The organism is Bariatricus sp. TF06-38A (genome assembly GCF_027690675.1).
GTDB classification, from domain to species: domain Bacteria; phylum Bacillota; class Clostridia; order Lachnospirales; family Lachnospiraceae; genus Allocoprococcus; species Allocoprococcus comes.
Window position 1 is genome coordinate 1 of sequence record NZ_JAQFCE010000011.1, and the last position, 16,031, is coordinate 16,031.

Below are 16,031 nucleotides of genomic sequence, written 5' to 3' on the forward strand. Positions count from 1 at the left end.
ATAAGAAAAAGGACGCATGAAAAAACTTTCGTTTTTTCACACGCCCAATTAGATTTATTCTTCAATTTCACGTGAATAACGGGCAGAATCCCAGTTGTTGGACAACTCCTGAGCTACAAGAGACATGATTTCATACAGTTTTTCTTTCGCTGCGACATATTCGTTAAGTGACAAAAGTTTATTATAATCGACCTCATTAAGAAATGATTCAATCTCATTGTCTGATATAACTGGATTAGAAATTATGGAACAAAGTTTTGAGTTAAGTATTTTGTATTCTTGTGGTACAGAACTTAAAATATCAAAGATAGTTGATTTTAGCTGTTCTATAGTTGGGCTGTTATATATAAAACCATTTCGATTATCTTTTGTAGCATAATCTGACAGTGATTCAAAGGCAATTCGTATTTTTCGGCGCTTTTGAATAGTAACATAGCGAAGAGAACTGGTTTCATATGTAAAATCAACGGTTACAATATGATTGTAAATTTCTTGGCTATCGGGTATTATTTGATATTGATAATCTGCATATTGCAAATTAAGTAAACTAAGCAGAAATAAACATTCTCCAGAGGTCATAAATTTGCTTAATAGCATCAGTGCAATGTTGCGATTATCACGCATAATTTTAGATAATCGTAGTGCTGTTTCAGCATTTGTAACTTTATTTTTGCAAAGATTCCAAACAGGTGTGGCATACCATGTTGTGACTGTTTCACCAGTGGATTCTACAGCAATTAAGTGTTGAACATCGGAGAAGTAGAGTCTATTATTTTTAGCACTGTTACAGGGAGAACATAGTAATTGAAATTCTGGTCTGTGACAAAAGCCTAATGAAATAGGTCCAATATGATCCGCATCGCAAGGTAATGGGTGTTCGTGGGCATCACCGAAATTTGCGCAAGGTTCTTGTCTAAGAGCTGGATTTGATTTAATATATCCCATTAACATATTGGCTGTAATCCAATTTCCGTCACTCCAATTTTCAAAAGCACGGCGATCTTTTGAATAAGAAGCTAAATTTGCATCAGAACGACCTTTGTCAGTTTTTTTGCGACAACAACGATTATAATGAAAACCATCAAGTCTATCTGGAGCATTTGACATAGAACCAGGTCCAAGCATGCTTGGTTCTAGTGGAATATATTTTTGGTCAATCCATTCTAACCATTCAGAAAGCGTTGACAGTTTTGGAATGTCAGGTGCTTCTTTACAACTAAGTAAAATTGGAAGTGTATGAATGGCATGATTTTTGTATTCGGTGATAAATTCAGTGACAAAATCTAAGATGTGAGTAATTTCTGTCATTTCAATATCGTTGTTGTAAAAATCAAGCAAATGTACTCTTTTTATAAATCTTTTACTTAGATATGCATATCTTATCTCTAGTTCTTTGCCACAAACGGGACAAGGACGTATTCCAGTAGGATGTATTCTCTTTGCAACTTTACTTATCCATTTGTCTTCAGTTGTGCTGATTCCAATTTCCGCAGCTTTGTTTTTCCACCATTGTAGCCTTTTGTCGTGTGAATCTTTAAACTCTCCGCTTTTTCTGTTGGATGGTGTTTCCCATTGTATTCTGCCGTCTGGATAGCGTAAATCAGGCATACCGCTATATGCAGGATGGGAAGCTATAAATTCCTTGTATTTAGAGAAAGCGGGATTAGAAACTTTTTTTCCCTTTTTTTCGCCACTTTTTGCCATAGATTTTCCTCCGTATTTATTAATTTGTAGGTAAAATTATAATTTTTTTTTAAAACTTCATATTATTATATCAGAAAATGAAAGTATTTAATATAGTCTTTTGGAATGCTAAAAGTGTAAATGCACTTTGAAATGGTAGGGGTATTCAAATCTCTACGGGTCTTCTTCCTGAAGACCGATGGCCCCCTTCGTGCGAATTTTCGCAGAATTAAACAGGGGGGATACCCACCAAGGTCGGTTTATGTAAAAATATCCGCAGAATACCGCTGCTAAAGCCGATTTTGTTTTGCTGGATAGTACCGAAATACGAAGAAAAAACATGTAAAAAGCAGCATAAAAAGCACAGTTTTTCTGCGTACATTTTGGCAGAAATATAATCCGAATTGTCTTGCTATTTTGTGCCATCAGAGTGATATATGTACTACCGAATAAAGAAAGGCGGGTACACATTATGATGAATGAAATCAGATTTACATTGGAATCGAAGCAGAGACCAAAGCTGGCACAGGAGATTGGAAACATACTTGGGACAGTACCGCATTATGAACGGGTACCAAGCTGTGCATATGATATTGCAGGATACCGACTGGACAAAGAGGGTGTACTGCATATCCCGGAGGGAGCAGAAGAAACAACGAAAGACCTGATTCTGCAGTTACGAGAGCGTGGGTTTCAGGACGATGCGGAAATAACGGAAGAAGTGCCAGTGCAGCAGGACAAACTGACAATAGTGATTCCGAGAGAAAGCCTTACGGATACGGCATTGGAAAATTTGCAGAAGATCATAGCAAATAAGCAGATGCTTTTTCAACGCGCATTTCGGACGGACAGCACAGAAGTTGAAATTACAGAGGAAAAAATAAACTTCACATGGTTTCCATACACAACGGATAGTGATGAGATTGCAGCCTACACGCAATTTATCTCAAGGCTGTGTGATATGGCAAGAGATGCAAAAAGGGTATCATCAAAGCCGACCGAAACGGACAATGACAAATATGCTTTCCGCTGTTTTCTGCTCAGACTTGGCTTTATCGGAAAAGAGTATAAGACAGCGAGAAAGATTCTGCTTAGAAATCTTACGGGAAATTCAGCATTCCGCTGCGGAGAGTAAGGATAAAATGGCATTGGGTGTCGGTGATGAACCGATGCCCTTTTTCTATGGGAAAATAGTTGGGGCAGCTTGTGGCAGATGATTTAGGTTATTCTTATAGAGCCTATATAGAAAATAACCTATATTACTTGCCACATCTTGCCCCAGTGTGAAAACAGCCGTGGTCACGCCCAGCGGTTATCATTTTCTTCCTGTATCTTTCTGCGATAAGCAGTGCGGGATTTTCTACGGTTTCGTTCTTTTTTACATTCTGGATTGTCACAGTATTTCTGGCGGTTCCCGTTTTTGATGAACAGACGGCCGCAACACTCACAGGTGGCAACGCCCACACGGTCGGCATAAGCAATGGGGTAATCTGTAGGGATAGATACATATTGCGACAGAGCGAATCGGGCAGCATCAAAAACAGAATGGAAGTCCGGCATGACCTTCAATTCTCCATTTTCATCCAGTCCCAACTTCATGGTTACGCCACTCATTTTATTTAGGTAAGTTGATATTTTACCGAGATGTTTCTGCATAGGAAACGAATTAAAATCTGCAAATTCATTCGTCCATGTGATCTGCGCAAGATCCGTGGAAACGTCAAGCCGTTCCAGACATTTTTTGAACATCAGGATGACAAGGGTATCCCGGTACAGGCTTTCGAGATCTTTCCGCATGGTGTGAACATCAAAAGTGAAATTACCAAGAATGTTAGTGGAAAAATCCCAGTATTCCGTATCCTTTTCAATATCCCAACGATATTCTTCGATGTCCTCAGAGGCATAGTAGGGGTGTGCGTACTGCTGACACTAAGAAATGATATCATCGGCAGCAGTGTTGTCATTTTTTCCACGGATACTCTGGTACAGGTTATTCAGCGAAAGCCAGAGCTCATTTCCGTCCAAGCCGTATCCACGGTTGAGTCTTGGAACATCGCCCTCGCCCAGACAGGCAGTGATTATGATTTCTCTATTCTGTTCTGTTTTTTCATAGTATTTGAAAGTTGCGGTCAGCCGTGCATCCGCACTCATTTTCCCCAAACTGAAATCTTCGTTCATATTCTACCTCCATTCTTACCGATAGAACTTGCTTTCAGTACGAGTTCTTACCAATAGAAAATAGTCTTTGGTAACATTATAAAGTATACTGTGATAGAAAACAAGAGCAATTCATGTTTGGAATGCAGAGAGGAGGATGGCTATGGATAAAGTCACGATGAGCGTACAGGAAATGGCAATGCAGATGGGAATCAGCCTGAGCAAAGCGTATGCACTGACCAGAGAAGCGGATTTTCCAATCGTCCGTGTAGGCAAGCGGGTATTGGTTCCTGTTTCCGAATTTAAGGTGTGGTTATCGGCAAGAGCCACGGAGAAATGATACGTCAGAAAATAAGCGGGGAAGGAGGAGCACAGAATGTATGAGAAACTTCCGGAACAGTTGAAAAAAGACGGACGGTTCTGTCTGTGGAAATATGAAGAAAGAAACGGACGCATGACCAAAGTGCCGTATCAGACAAATGGCAGAAAAGCGAGCAGTGCCGATAAAAATACCTTTTCGGATTTTCGATTGGCAGTCAGTGCAATGGATGGTTATGACGGAATCGGTATGGGTGCATTTGATGATTTCTGCATGGTAGATATCGACCACTGTGTGTTTGGTGGAAAGCTGACACAAATGGCAGAAGATGTCGTGTGGAAAATGGACTCCTATACAGAATTCAGTCCCTCCGGCACGGGAGTCCGCATTGTATGTAAGGCATCTTCCCTGTCTTATGATACGGGCAGATATTACATCAATAATCAGAAACTTGGTCTGGAAATCTATGCAGCAGGTGTGACGAAGAAATTTTGTACTCTGACAGGAAATGTGATCCGTAACCGTGGTGTTGAGGAGCGAAGCGTTGAACTTGGGGAAATACTGGAAACTTATATGCTCCGTCCGATTCCTAAGAAAAAGAACGATGTACAGGATATTCCCGGCAGTTATCTGTCCGATGATTCCGTGGTCCGCTTGGCATCGGATTCCAGACAGGGCGAAAAGTTCAAAGCCTTGTGGAATGGAGAAATTCCGGAAGGAAAATCCCACAGCGATGCGGATATGTCGCTTGCAAGTATCCTTGCATTTTGGTGTGGCGGTGACACAGGGCAGATGGACAGACTGTTCCGAAAATCGGGATTGATGCGGAGCAAGTGGGACCGTGTGCAGAGTGGCTCAACCTACGGCGCATTGACGATGGAAAAGGCAGTGGCACAGGCACTGGATTTCTACAGACCTTATGCAAGGACATCAGCAGAGAGTGATTTTGATGATATGCTGCAGAAGCTGATAGAAGTGAATGTGTCGGATAACAGCAGATACCCGTGGAATGACAACGGCTCAGGCAGATTGTTTGCGGATGTGTATAAAGATATCGCAAGGTATGTGCCGGAAAGGAAAAAGTGGTATGTGTATGACGGAACCCGGTGGATTCCGGACATTGGCGGATTGAAAACAATGGAGCTTGCAAAATCCCTTGCGGACAGTCTGGTCAGATATGCCCTGACAATTACTGATGAACGTATAAGAAAGGACTATCTGGAATATTCTGCGAAATGGCAGAGCCGGAATTACCGTAACACGTATATCAGTGATGCCCAGAGCGTGTATCCGATTGCAATGTCTGAGTTTGACCGCAATGTTTATTACCTGAACTGTCAGAACGGAACACTGGATCTGCAGACGGGAGAGTTCCATCCGCATACACCACAGGACAAGCTGACCAAGATTGCAGGGGCGGCCTATGATCCGAATGCAAAGAATCCACGTTTTACCAGATTTGTTTCAGAGGTGATGAGTGGGGATACGGAGAAAGCAAGGTTCATGCAGAAAAGCCTTGGTTATGGTCTGACAGGTGATACCCGCTATGAATGTATGTTTTTTTACTACGGTGCAACCACCAGAAATGGGAAAGGGACTCTGATGGAAAGCACACTTCATGTGATGGGAGATTACGGTTTGACTGTCCGACCGGAAACGATTGCTGCAAAACCGTCTGCCAACAGCCAGAACCCGACAGAGGATATTGCACGTCTTGCCGGAGTGCGGTTCGCCAATATCTCAGAGCCAAGGCGGGGATTGGTGCTGAATGAAGCACAGATCAAAAGCATGACGGGAAATGATACATTGAATGCCAGATTCCTGCATGAAAACAGTTTTGATTTTAAACCACAGTTCAAGTTGTATGTAAATACAAATTATCTTCCGGCTATTACGGATATGACACTGTTTTCGAGCGGACGTATCGTAATCATTCCCTTTGACAGACATTTTGAGGAATGGGAGCAGGAACAGAATCTGAAAGCGGAATTTTCCAGGCCGGAGGCAGCAAGTGCCATCTTAAACTGGCTGATTGAAGGCTACACCATCTTGAAAGAAGAAGGTTTCGCTCAGCCCAAAGCAGTAAAAGATGCCACCATGTCCTATCAGCATGACAGCGATAAAATGGAACTTTTTGTGGAGGAATTTCTGGAACAGGAGAAGGATGCGGAATGCCGGACATCGGCAGTGTATCAGGCATACCGCAACTGGTGCAATGACAATGGATATTTTGCGGAGAACAGCCGGAATTTTAACCAGGCACTTCGTACAATCGGTACGGTAGTCCGCAAGCGTCCGAGGGATGGTGGAGAAAAAACCACACTTTTAACAGGATATCGGCTCTTGTGCAGAGATTTCCTCTGCTGAGAAAAAAGGAGGTATACATGGGAAAACAGAAAGCAGCACCACCGATGCGGTTTGAACCATCGAATTTTTCAACAGACAAGTACAGATGTGTGAATGTCATCAATTTAAGGGACAGATGCCCGGTCATTATCATGGCAAGCGAATCCTGTGACCCGCCCTATTACCGTGTGGTTGACGGCTCATTGGAGATGTTTTATCTGTCCTATTCTGAAGCAGTGGATTATTGCAGACAGAGTGGTTATATGACACAAAAATAATTTTTCAGGAGGTTTATTATGATTAACAGTACAGCTTATTATAACGATTTTTGGAACGAAATGAGAGGAAAACAGGCAGTTACGGACAACCTTTATAACAACCGTGAAAGCAAGACAAATGCGTACCATCTGCCCGGAGAATCAAATAAAAAATATACGGCAGTACTACAGAAAGAAAGTGCAGTCCGTCAGCTGGCAACCGTTGTGAATGCGACCAGAAGTGACAGCCGTCTTTGGACATTTGACTGTGAAGGTCAGGCTGAATGGGGCGATATGGTCAATCTGGAGGGCATGGATAACGAGGACGATTTTCAGAGATTTGAAGTACAGGCATATAGATTGTCCGAGCTTGTCAGACTTGGATTGGAGTTCGCTTCTGACCAGTCCTTTGCCATAGAGGACTATGTAATCGGGAAAATGGCACGCTGTTTTGGCACAAGCGAGGAACAGGCGTTTATCAACGGAACAGGGGAAAATCAGCCGACTGGTATTCTGCACGCCACTGACGGAGCAGAAACGGGCGTGACGGCAGAGAGTGATTCTGCTATCAGCTATGATGAAATCATCAAACTGTATCTATCCGTGGATAAGAAATACCGTAAACATGGTACATGGCTTATGAATGACGAAACGGCTCTGGCACTCCGTACCCTCAAAGATTCAGCCGGAAACTATCTGTGGAAGGAAAGTGATGAAATGATTTTCTCAAAACCTGTGCAGATTGTTGATTCCATGCCGTCTATCGGAAAGGGGCAGAAAGTAATCGCATTTGGAGATTTCAGCAATTACTGGCTCGTTCAGCGTTTTCCGCTGACTATCCGCACATTGAAAGAAAAGTTTGCCATGCGTGGACAGGTAGGATATCTGGGATGCGAATATCTGGATGGAAAGTTGATCCGTAAGGATGCAGTCAAGGTACTTCAGATGGCAGCAGACTAAGCAGTTGGGGCTGTGGAAATACTGCAGCCTCGTATGGAAGGAGGATTGCACATGGTAATAGAAAAACATGATACTACGGAAAATACACTTGTCCCTGTGAGTGAAAAGTACACACTGACAATCAAAGAAGCAGCATCGTATTTTAATATCGGGACAAAGAAAATGCGTAGACTGGCAGAAGATAACAGAGGAAGATTTGCGGTATTCAGCGGAAACAGGTATCTGATTATCCGCCCGCAGTTTGAAAAATTTATTAGTGCTTCTTCGGAGATATAATTCCGTTTGTCTGCCGAAAGTAGTTGATATTATCAGCGTTCAGAGTGATATATAGTATGACCTCGAAAACCTGTGAAAACAGCCACTTTTGGCAGAAAGGAAGTACTTTTATGGCAAGACCAAATTTAGCAGAAAAGGATATTTTAAATCCTTCTGAGGCAATTGAATATTTTGTTTTGAGCCGGAGAAAATTTTATGATTTATTGAGTAATACGGATGGAGAAGATTTTCTGGCATACTACGGAGAACGCAAGCTGATTCTTCGTGTAGCCTTTGAAAGGTATCTGCGTAACCATCCAGAGTTGAGGAGGCGGGGATAATGGCAAAGGTAGGAAGAGGACAGACAAGGCGGGATTCCAAAAGAAGAGTCCTCAGACCGGGGGAGAGCGTAAGAGCAGACGGAAAATATCAATATAAATATCATATTGATGGAAAACCACATTTTGTATACAGTTGGAAATTGGAGCCTACGGACAAACTTCCAAAGGGCAAGAAACCATGCCTTTCCCTTCGAGAGTTGGAAAAACAAGTAAACACAGATTTAGATTTGCTTGTGAATATCGTAGACGGACAGATGACAGTCTGTGAACTGGTAGACCGATATTTGAAAACAAAGACTGGAGTAAGGCAAAGCACGAAACAGGGATATGTTACAGTACAGAGATTACTTGCAAAGGAAGCATTCGGTAAAAAGACGATACGAAGTGTGAAAACTTCCGATGCAAAGCTGTTTCTTATCAAATTGCAGCAGGAAGATGGCAAAAGCTACAGTTCCATTCATACCATCCGTGGAGTGTTGCGACCAGCCTTTCAGATGGCGGTGGATGATGACATTCTGGTAAAGAATCCATTCGGATTTCAACTTGCCGGAGTATTGGTAAATGATGCAGTTACAAGAGAGGCAATCACAAAAGATCAGATGAGAAAGTTCTTAAAGTTTGTGCATGACGATGTGGTGTACTGTAAATACTATGAAGTTGTGTACATACTCTTTCATACGGGAATCCGAATATCGGAATTTTGTGGACTGACGCTGAAAGACATTGATTTTGAGAATAGAACCGTGAATATCGACCATCAGTTGCAGAGAACATCGGATATGCGATATATCATAGAAACCACAAAGACAGATGCCGGAACAAGGGTACTGCCGATTACAGAGGATGTGGCACAGATGTTTCAGGCAATCATCGAGGACAGGAATGCTCCTAAAGTGGAAAAATCCATTGATGGCTATAGTGGATTCCTTTTCTACGATGATAATGGAATGCCACTTGTAGCAATGCACTGGCAGCACCGATTCAACCACATGGTCGGCAGATACAATGATATCTATCGGGTGCAGATGCCAAACATCACGCCTCATGTGTGCCGACACACCTATTGTAGTAATATGGCAAAATCGGGAATGAATCCCAAGACATTGCAGTACCTCATGGGGCATTCGGATATATCAGTCACAATGAATGTGTACACGCATATAGGATTCGATAATGCAGAGGAAGAATTGAAACGGATGGAAGAGTTTAGGAAGGCACAGGCGGAGGTTGAGCAGAAGAAGGAGAAACCGATGTCACAGAAAATGTTCAAGGTAATTTAATATGGAAAAGGGATGACGCTCTGGCTTAGGCTGGGGCGTTATTTTTGTGGAAAAAAGAAAGATGAATTGGTATAATATTGCTAGATTATAAAGAAAAGGATGTGTAAAAATGCAAAATAGAAAATATCAAGTATTTATTAGTTCAACTTATTCAGATTTAGTAGAAGAAAGAAAAAAGGTTTTGGATATTTTATTAATGGCGGAGTGTATTCCAGCAGGAATGGAAGCCTTTGTTGCGACTGATGTTGAACAGTTTGAAGTAATAAAAAAAGTTATTGATTTATGTGATTACTATATATTAATAATTGGACAACGTTATGGTTCGATTAATCCCGATACGGGTATTAGCTATACAGAGATGGAATATGATTATGCCATAAAAAATAAGATTCCAGTGTTGGCTTTTGTGCTTGATGAGCAGACTGTGTTACCAGATGATAAGAAAGAGAATGAACCGGATAAAGTAGAGCGGTTAAAAGCATTTAGAGCAAAAGCATTAACTAATAGGTTATGTAGCATATGGAAAAATACAGATGAATTGGTAGGAAAAGTGGCAGTTTCGATTATGACTGCAAAAGAAACAATAGAAAGACCGGGATGGCAAAGAGGAACAGATTTTGATGAAGCATCGTTACGTAGGACAATAATGAAATTGCAAGAAGAAAATGAAAATTTGAAAGTTAAATTGAATGATGCAATTGAAACAGTGCATTCGTTTACAGAAATTAAAAATGTAGCTTTTGAAAATTATGATGTGAAAATAGATTATCATTATACACCTACGGGTAGTTATAGAAGGAGTGGTAGCATAGAAAAAAAGCTTCCAGAAATATTCAAGGTGATTGCGACACAAATGATGGATGTTTCTTTAACTGAATCGGCGATTAGTGATGCCATAAAATCAAAATATGCTTCAATAACAGGCTGCATGGTGTATTTTAATGATTCACAACAGATAAAAGTAATATTAAATCAGTTGCGAGCTTTAGGCTTGATATATTCTTCTTGGAGTGAAAATGCAGGAAAGCTATATTGGGGATTAACCATAAAGGGAAGAAGATATAGGGACGAAATGATTGTTGTGAAAGAAAATGTGATGAGTGTGGACAATACTGAAGAATAGTAATATATGAGCGTTACTCAGATATGAAGATAGAATATTATGAAAAGGTGTAAAATTTGCTGAAGAACATGATTATTATACTAAGATAAATGAAGATGAGCTAATAATTCATAGAAGAAATCCTTAGTAGTACCCCTTTCCATTTTACTACCAATTTTACTACTAACAGGTAGTAACAACTTGCTCAATCTTGCTCTGATTTGCCATAATCTGTAATTTCAGAGCAAACTACATGAATCCCGAAAACTCTTGCAAAACAGGGCATTCCGGGGCAAAACAAGGAGAAATAAAACAATGATTAAAGTACTTTTCGTATGCCACGGCAATATCTGCCGCTCCACCATGGCAGAATACGTTATGAAACATTTAGTTAAACAATCCGGCATAGAATCCGATTTTTTCATCGATTCCGCCGGTACAAGCAACGAAGAACATGGAAACCCGGTCCACCGCGGCACGCAGAAGAAACTCCGCGAGGAAGGCATCCCGTGTGGCAATCACCGTGCACGCAAGATGCGTAAAGAAGAATATGCCGCATTCGATTACATTATCTGTATGGAGCGATACAATATACAGAATATTATGAGAATTATCGGAAGTGATCCGGAACACAAGGTACAGAGACTTCTGGACTACACGGATCGCCCGGGAGACATTGCAGATCCATGGTATACGGGGAATTTTGATGAGACATTCGATGATGTGATGGAAGGATGCCAGGCATTTCTAGGCTATCTGATGGAGCATCCTCAATAAATCATCAGATGGGTAATCCAAAGAAAAGATGTAACCAAAGGAAAACGAAAAATAAAAAGAGAAGTCATCTGAGTTTAGAAAAGGATTTCACTTTAAAGCACAAGCTTTATGGCAAGGAAAATCCATTTCATATCAGATGACTTCTCTTTTATTTTAGAACTCTTATGATTGCATAAATCAAATTTATACTATTCATAAAATAATCGATTCTAAGAAAGAATGAACAACTCGGTTCCCAGTCTTATTTCTCCCATCTTCCACTTGCCCCACAAGGAAGCACCAGTCCATTGGAAGATACCGGAAGTCCAATCTCCTGTGAATCCACATGTCCACCGTATTTCTTAAGCTCAGTCGCGATCATATAAGTCAGTACTGCCGGGGCAAGTCCTGTCGTATAAGAATTGATCAGGAAGAACAGTGGATCATCGGATAAAATCTTCGTACAGAGTTTTACCAGTGGATGAATTGCGTCTTCAATCTTCCAGATCTCGCCCTTTGGTCCACGACCGTAGGAAGGTGGATCCATGATGATCGCATCGTAATGATTACCGCGGCGGATTTCGCGTTCTACGAACTTGACACAGTCGTCAACCAGCCAGCGGATCGGTGCATCGCCGAGTCCGGATGAAACAGCATTTTCTTTTGCCCATGTGACCATTCCCTTGGAAGCATCAACGTGGGTTACGTGTGCGCCGGCAGCAGCTGCTGCAAGTGTCGCACCACCGGTATAGGCGAATAAATTCAGGACTTTTACCGGGCGTCCGGCATTGCGGATCTTTTCAGAGAACCAGTCCCAGTTGGTTGCCTGTTCCGGGAAAAGTCCGGTATGTTTAAAATTAAACGGCTTTAAGTTAAAAGTAAGATTCTTATAACTGATTTGCCACTGTTCCGGGAGATCGAAGAATTCCCATTCACCGCCGCCCTTTTTGCTGCGGTGATAGTGTGCGTTCGGGTGTTTCCAGCGTCTGTCTGTGCGCGGAGTATCCCAGATTACCTGCGGATCCGGACGAACCAGAATGTACTGCCCCCAGCGTTCCAGCTTTTCTCCGTCTGAGGAGTCTATGACTTCATAATCTTTCCAACCATCTGCTAACCACATATATTACTAAATCCTTTCTGATTTTTTTATTTAACAGGAAATTTCAATAAAATCCACGCTAAATAGAAGGTATACGTGCCTTGACACAATTTTTTTGATAAATTTACGGCTTTCTATAGTTTTGTTTAATACATATTTATAGATATACGTTCTTTCTGTTCTATTTTATTATAGAAGGAAAGATACTGCAAGAAGTGAATGGAAAATATCGCAATAATATATAGAAATGCAAAAATCGCATAGCAATGGAGCAATTCGGATACATTAGTGAACGGGAAAATCTATTTTTTTGTATTCACATCATAATTCACAAAAAGCTATCGCGATAACAATTGGTTTTTGGTAAAAATAACGGGACTATCTGTTTACATAAGGGACGAAGGGTGATAGAATGTATCTATAAGTGAAATGATTCACGTAAAAGAAAGGTGGAAATGAATATTATGGTAACAGTTAATGCAATGGGAGACAACTGCCCGATTCCGGTAATCAAAACAAAAAAAGCAATGCAGGCTCTTACAGGACCGGAGACAATTGAAGTATTAGTAGATAATGAGATTGCGGTACAGAATGTTACAAAGCTGGCAAAAGAACAGGGCGGAGAAGTAAGCTCTGAAAAGCTTGGAGAAAAAGAATACAAAGTAACGATCAAAATGCAGGGAGTACCGGCAGCAGATGCAGAAGTTGTATGTACACCGGATCAGAAGGGAGACCTTATCGTAGTGGTATCTTCTGACCGCATGGGAACAGGTAATGATGAACTTGGTAAAGTCCTGATTAAGGGATTTATTTATGCAGTTACACAGCTTGATACACTTCCGAAGAAGATGCTTTTCTACAATGGAGGAGCTACTCTTACAACAGAAGGATCAGATTCCATTGAAGATCTGAAGTCTCTGGAGGCACAGGGAGTAGAGATTCTTACATGTGGTACATGTCTTGACTACTATCATTTAAAAGACAAACTTGTTGTTGGTGGTGTAACCAATATGTACAGTATTGTTGAATCTATGGCTGAAGCAGGAAAGATCATCAGACCATAGTTTGAGAACTATATAACAAAGAAGTTCGTATAACGGACAGAGAATATTTAAGAAAAGTTGAGAAATTAAGTATGAATAAAGATATCAGAGAGACACAGTGTATAAGGACATCATGTTGAGGCGTCAAAGCAGGTCGAAGGACCCTTGTTCAGGCTCTGGACAAGTTGTTAAAAACTGAAGATGGTAACCTCCTGGATAAAAAGAATTTGTTTGTTCGGGCAGATGCACTTTGCTCTCTGGTATTTGATATCGGATGGTAGAAGATAGATGTGGCTGCGCAATTTGATCAAAGGAAATAACGGAATCCGGTGAGGGTGTATTTATACGAATTTGATCGAATAGAAAGAGGGAATAATTATGAACTTAAAGCAGCTGGAAGCATTTATTAAAGTATCCGATTCAAAGAGCTTTTCAAAAGCAGCACAGGAACTGTATCTGACACAGCCAACAGTAAGTGCGCATATACAGACACTTGAAAAAGAACTGAAAGTGAGATTGTTTGTGCGTAATACCAAGACTGTCAAATTATCTGAAGACGGAAAGACACTTTATCAGTATGCACGTCAGATGATCGAACTGGAACAGGAAATCCAGTCAATGTTTTCAAAAGCAGCAGAGCAGAAAGAAAGATGTATTACGATCGCAACCTCTACGATACCGGCGCAGTATATTCTGCCGGATATTCTGGTGAAATTCCGAGAGAGATTTCCGGAAGAACAGTTCAGAATCGTGGAAAGTGACAGCAGTACTGTCATTGAACAGGTAGCATCGCATCTGGTTGATATTGGATTTTCCGGTACAGTAATCGAAAAAGCAAATTGTAAATACATACCGTTTTACCAGGATGATCTGGTTGTTATTATGCCGAATACGAAAGAATATCAGAAAATCGTAAAAGAGCAGAAGAATTTAAAATGGCTGGAAGGAGAACCTCTGATTATGCGTGAGGAGGGATCCGGTACCAGAAAAGAAGCAGAGAAGCAATTAAAAAAGATGGGAATCTCTTTGGATGATCTAAATATTGTTGCGACAATTGAGAATCCGGAAGCGATCAAGAGATCTGTTAAAAGTGGTCTTGGCATTACAATTATTTCAAGACTTGCGGCCGCAGATGAGATCCAGGCAGGAGAAGTTCTGGAATTCCCGTTTTCACAGGATGGCAGCGGTCGAAACCTGAATCTTGTATATAATAAAAACTACAAACTTCCGGCAGCGGCTGAACATGTGAGAGAATTGATTATAGAAAAGTATGAATTGCAAAAGCAGTCTTTACAATAGAAAGTATGAATGATAGAATTTATCTATGTGCGCATTTTTTGCGGCAGGTAACATGTTAAATGCAAAGTATAAGTTGGGGATAAACAATGAATAAAGAAAAAGTAAGACTGACACAGTATGCAAAAACTTCCGGGTGAGCCGCTAAAGTAGGTCCGGAGACCCTTGCCCAGGTTCTGGGTAAGTTACCGAAATTTGAAGATGAAAATTTGATCGTCGGAATCGAGACATCAGATGATGCTGCGATTTATAAGGTTACAGATGATATTGCGATGATCCAGACCGTGGATTTTTTTACGCCGATTGTGGATGATCCGTATATGTTTGGCCAGATTGCAGCAGCAAACTCGCTCAGTGATGTTTACGCAATGGGAGGAGAGCCGAAGGTAGCACTTAATATCGTAGGATTTCCGAATTGTCTTGATCCACAGATCTTAGGAGATATTCTTGCCGGTGGAGCCGATAAGGTAAAAGAGGCAGGAGCTGTTCTGGTTGGTGGACATACAGTACAGGATGATGAGCCGAAGTACGGACTTTGTGTGTCCGGATTTGTACATCCAAAGAAGATTTTTAAGAATTACGGATGTAAACCGGGGGATGTGCTGATCCTTACCAAACAGGTCGGAACAGGAATTGTTAATACAGCAATCAAAGGAGAAATGGCATCTGCAGCCGCAATCAGGGAAGCTGAGATTGTCATGTCTTCTTTAAATAAAAAAGCAAAAGAAGTTGTGGAGCATTTCCCTGTAAATGCATGTACAGATATTACAGGATTTGGTCTTTTAGGTCACTGCGTTGAAATGGCAGAGGCAAGTAATGTGACATTTGAACTGAATGTTCACGATATTGCATATCTTGATGAAGCAATCAGCTATGCAAAAATGGGCCTTGTTCCGGCGGGGGCTTACAAGAACAAGGGATATTCTTATCAGAAAGTAGATTTCAGAAATGTAGAAGATCATTTTATCGATCTGTTATATGATCCGCAGACATCAGGTGGACTGCTCATCAGCGTGGAAGCGCAGTATGCGGAAGCTGTGATGGAAGCATTCGAGAAGAAGAGACTGGATACCAAGGTATCCCTGATCGGAACCGTAACAGAAAAGAGCGATAAACTGATTCGTCTGCACTAGGAAT

Annotated in this window: 17 protein-coding genes; 13 read left to right on the forward strand and 4 right to left on the reverse strand. The window is 41.2% G+C overall.

The genetic code is table 11. The annotated features are described in order from the left end of the window. Positions 1-54: 54 nt before the first annotated feature. Positions 55-1,704 carry an Alw26I/Eco31I/Esp3I family type II restriction endonuclease gene (locus tag PG418_RS09785; RefSeq protein WP_118437760.1) on the reverse strand — a complete coding sequence of 550 codons (1,650 nt, stop codon included), beginning with the start codon at positions 1,702-1,704 and terminating at the stop codon, positions 55-57. Between the two features lie 451 nt (positions 1,705-2,155). Between PG418_RS09785 and PG418_RS09790 the strand changes: the two genes are divergently transcribed. Beyond that, entirely contained in the window at positions 2,156-2,818 is a 663-nt protein-coding gene (locus tag PG418_RS09790) for a hypothetical protein (protein WP_498837333.1), read from the forward strand. A 164-nt stretch (positions 2,819-2,982) separates the two neighbouring features. Here the strand turns inward: PG418_RS09790 and PG418_RS09795 are convergent, their stop codons facing one another. Beyond that, positions 2,983-3,480 carry a hypothetical protein gene (locus PG418_RS09795; RefSeq protein ID WP_498837334.1) on the reverse strand — a complete coding sequence of 166 codons (498 nt, stop codon included), beginning with the start codon at positions 3,478-3,480 and terminating at the stop codon, positions 2,983-2,985. A gap of 132 nt (positions 3,481-3,612) precedes the next feature. Next, positions 3,613-3,861 (reverse strand): hypothetical protein, encoded by a 249-nt coding sequence (locus PG418_RS09800; RefSeq protein ID WP_498837335.1) that lies wholly within the window; start codon positions 3,859-3,861, stop codon positions 3,613-3,615. A 142-nt stretch (positions 3,862-4,003) separates the two neighbouring features. On the opposite strand from PG418_RS09800, the gene PG418_RS09805 reads away from it, so the two are divergent. The 9 genes from PG418_RS09805 to PG418_RS09845 all read left to right on the forward strand — a co-directional run bounded on the left by PG418_RS09805 (position 4,004) and on the right by PG418_RS09845 (position 11,477). Next, on the forward strand, positions 4,004-4,180 hold the full coding sequence (locus tag PG418_RS09805; protein ID WP_015560864.1) for an excisionase family DNA-binding protein: 177 nt from the start codon (positions 4,004-4,006) through the stop codon (positions 4,178-4,180). Between the two features lie 36 nt (positions 4,181-4,216). Beyond that, on the forward strand, positions 4,217-6,526 hold the full coding sequence (locus PG418_RS09810) for a phage/plasmid primase, P4 family (protein ID WP_498837336.1): 2,310 nt from the start codon (positions 4,217-4,219) through the stop codon (positions 6,524-6,526). Positions 6,527-6,543: 17 nt separating this feature from the next. After that, positions 6,544-6,783, forward strand: coding sequence for a hypothetical protein (locus PG418_RS09815; RefSeq protein ID WP_498837337.1), 240 nt, complete (start codon positions 6,544-6,546; stop codon positions 6,781-6,783). An 18-nt stretch (positions 6,784-6,801) separates the two neighbouring features. Further along, positions 6,802-7,722 (forward strand): phage major capsid protein, encoded by a 921-nt coding sequence (locus PG418_RS09820; protein WP_498837338.1) that lies wholly within the window; start codon positions 6,802-6,804, stop codon positions 7,720-7,722. Between the two features lie 51 nt (positions 7,723-7,773). Beyond that, complete coding sequence (locus PG418_RS09825) at positions 7,774-7,998, forward strand: excisionase (RefSeq protein ID WP_187115602.1); 225 nt, start codon at positions 7,774-7,776, stop codon at positions 7,996-7,998. Between the two features lie 110 nt (positions 7,999-8,108). Then, entirely contained in the window at positions 8,109-8,318 is a 210-nt protein-coding gene (locus tag PG418_RS09830; RefSeq protein ID WP_498837339.1) for a MerR family transcriptional regulator, read from the forward strand. Beyond that, positions 8,318-9,598, forward strand: coding sequence for a tyrosine-type recombinase/integrase (locus tag PG418_RS09835; RefSeq protein WP_498837340.1), 1,281 nt, complete (start codon positions 8,318-8,320; stop codon positions 9,596-9,598). The genes PG418_RS09830 and PG418_RS09835 overlap by 1 nt, the downstream gene beginning before the upstream one ends. Positions 9,599-9,707: 109 nt before the next feature. Continuing rightward, positions 9,708-10,721, forward strand: coding sequence for a DUF4062 domain-containing protein (locus PG418_RS09840; protein WP_349158302.1), 1,014 nt, complete (start codon positions 9,708-9,710; stop codon positions 10,719-10,721). Between the two features lie 294 nt (positions 10,722-11,015). Next, positions 11,016-11,477 (forward strand): low molecular weight protein-tyrosine-phosphatase, encoded by a 462-nt coding sequence (locus PG418_RS09845; RefSeq protein ID WP_270613383.1) that lies wholly within the window; start codon positions 11,016-11,018, stop codon positions 11,475-11,477. Positions 11,478-11,718: 241 nt separating this feature from the next. Here PG418_RS09845 and PG418_RS09850 read toward each other — a convergent pair whose 3' ends face one another. Then, on the reverse strand, positions 11,719-12,576 hold the full coding sequence (locus PG418_RS09850; protein WP_195509661.1) for a class I SAM-dependent methyltransferase: 858 nt from the start codon (positions 12,574-12,576) through the stop codon (positions 11,719-11,721). Between the two features lie 443 nt (positions 12,577-13,019). On the opposite strand from PG418_RS09850, the gene yedF reads away from it, so the two are divergent. The 3 genes from yedF to selD all read left to right on the forward strand — a co-directional run bounded on the left by yedF (position 13,020) and on the right by selD (position 16,027). Further along, on the forward strand, positions 13,020-13,619 hold the full coding sequence (gene yedF / locus PG418_RS09855; protein ID WP_022220213.1) for a sulfurtransferase-like selenium metabolism protein YedF: 600 nt from the start codon (positions 13,020-13,022) through the stop codon (positions 13,617-13,619). Positions 13,620-13,976: 357 nt separating this feature from the next. Beyond that, entirely contained in the window at positions 13,977-14,897 is a 921-nt protein-coding gene (locus tag PG418_RS09860; RefSeq protein WP_498837341.1) for a selenium metabolism-associated LysR family transcriptional regulator, read from the forward strand. Between the two features lie 86 nt (positions 14,898-14,983). Next, positions 14,984-16,027 (forward strand): selenide, water dikinase SelD, encoded by a 1,044-nt coding sequence (gene selD / locus PG418_RS09865; RefSeq protein ID WP_082421154.1) that lies wholly within the window; start codon positions 14,984-14,986, stop codon positions 16,025-16,027. Positions 16,028-16,031 lie beyond the last annotated feature (4 nt).

Bases quoted from the DNA above. Each gene is read 5' to 3' on its own strand.
- PG418_RS09785 (WP_118437760.1), bottom strand. From the start codon at position 1,704: ATGGCAAAAAGTGGCGAAAAAAAGGGAAAAAAAGTTTCTAATCCCGCT.
- PG418_RS09790 (WP_498837333.1), top strand. From the start codon at position 2,156: ATGATGAATGAAATCAGATTTACATTGGAATCGAAGCAGAGACCAAAG.
- PG418_RS09795 (WP_498837334.1), bottom strand. From the start codon at position 3,480: ATGCGGAAAGATCTCGAAAGCCTGTACCGGGATACCCTTGTCATCCTG.
- PG418_RS09800 (WP_498837335.1), bottom strand. From the start codon at position 3,861: ATGAACGAAGATTTCAGTTTGGGGAAAATGAGTGCGGATGCACGGCTG.
- PG418_RS09805 (WP_015560864.1), top strand. From the start codon at position 4,004: ATGGATAAAGTCACGATGAGCGTACAGGAAATGGCAATGCAGATGGGA.
- PG418_RS09810 (WP_498837336.1), top strand. From the start codon at position 4,217: ATGTATGAGAAACTTCCGGAACAGTTGAAAAAAGACGGACGGTTCTGT.
- PG418_RS09815 (WP_498837337.1), top strand. From the start codon at position 6,544: ATGGGAAAACAGAAAGCAGCACCACCGATGCGGTTTGAACCATCGAAT.
- PG418_RS09820 (WP_498837338.1), top strand. From the start codon at position 6,802: ATGATTAACAGTACAGCTTATTATAACGATTTTTGGAACGAAATGAGA.
- PG418_RS09825 (WP_187115602.1), top strand. From the start codon at position 7,774: ATGGTAATAGAAAAACATGATACTACGGAAAATACACTTGTCCCTGTG.
- PG418_RS09830 (WP_498837339.1), top strand. From the start codon at position 8,109: ATGGCAAGACCAAATTTAGCAGAAAAGGATATTTTAAATCCTTCTGAG.
- PG418_RS09835 (WP_498837340.1), top strand. From the start codon at position 8,318: ATGGCAAAGGTAGGAAGAGGACAGACAAGGCGGGATTCCAAAAGAAGA.
- PG418_RS09840 (WP_349158302.1), top strand. From the start codon at position 9,708: ATGCAAAATAGAAAATATCAAGTATTTATTAGTTCAACTTATTCAGAT.
- PG418_RS09845 (WP_270613383.1), top strand. From the start codon at position 11,016: ATGATTAAAGTACTTTTCGTATGCCACGGCAATATCTGCCGCTCCACC.
- PG418_RS09850 (WP_195509661.1), bottom strand. From the start codon at position 12,576: ATGTGGTTAGCAGATGGTTGGAAAGATTATGAAGTCATAGACTCCTCA.
- yedF (WP_022220213.1), top strand. From the start codon at position 13,020: ATGGTAACAGTTAATGCAATGGGAGACAACTGCCCGATTCCGGTAATC.
- PG418_RS09860 (WP_498837341.1), top strand. From the start codon at position 13,977: ATGAACTTAAAGCAGCTGGAAGCATTTATTAAAGTATCCGATTCAAAG.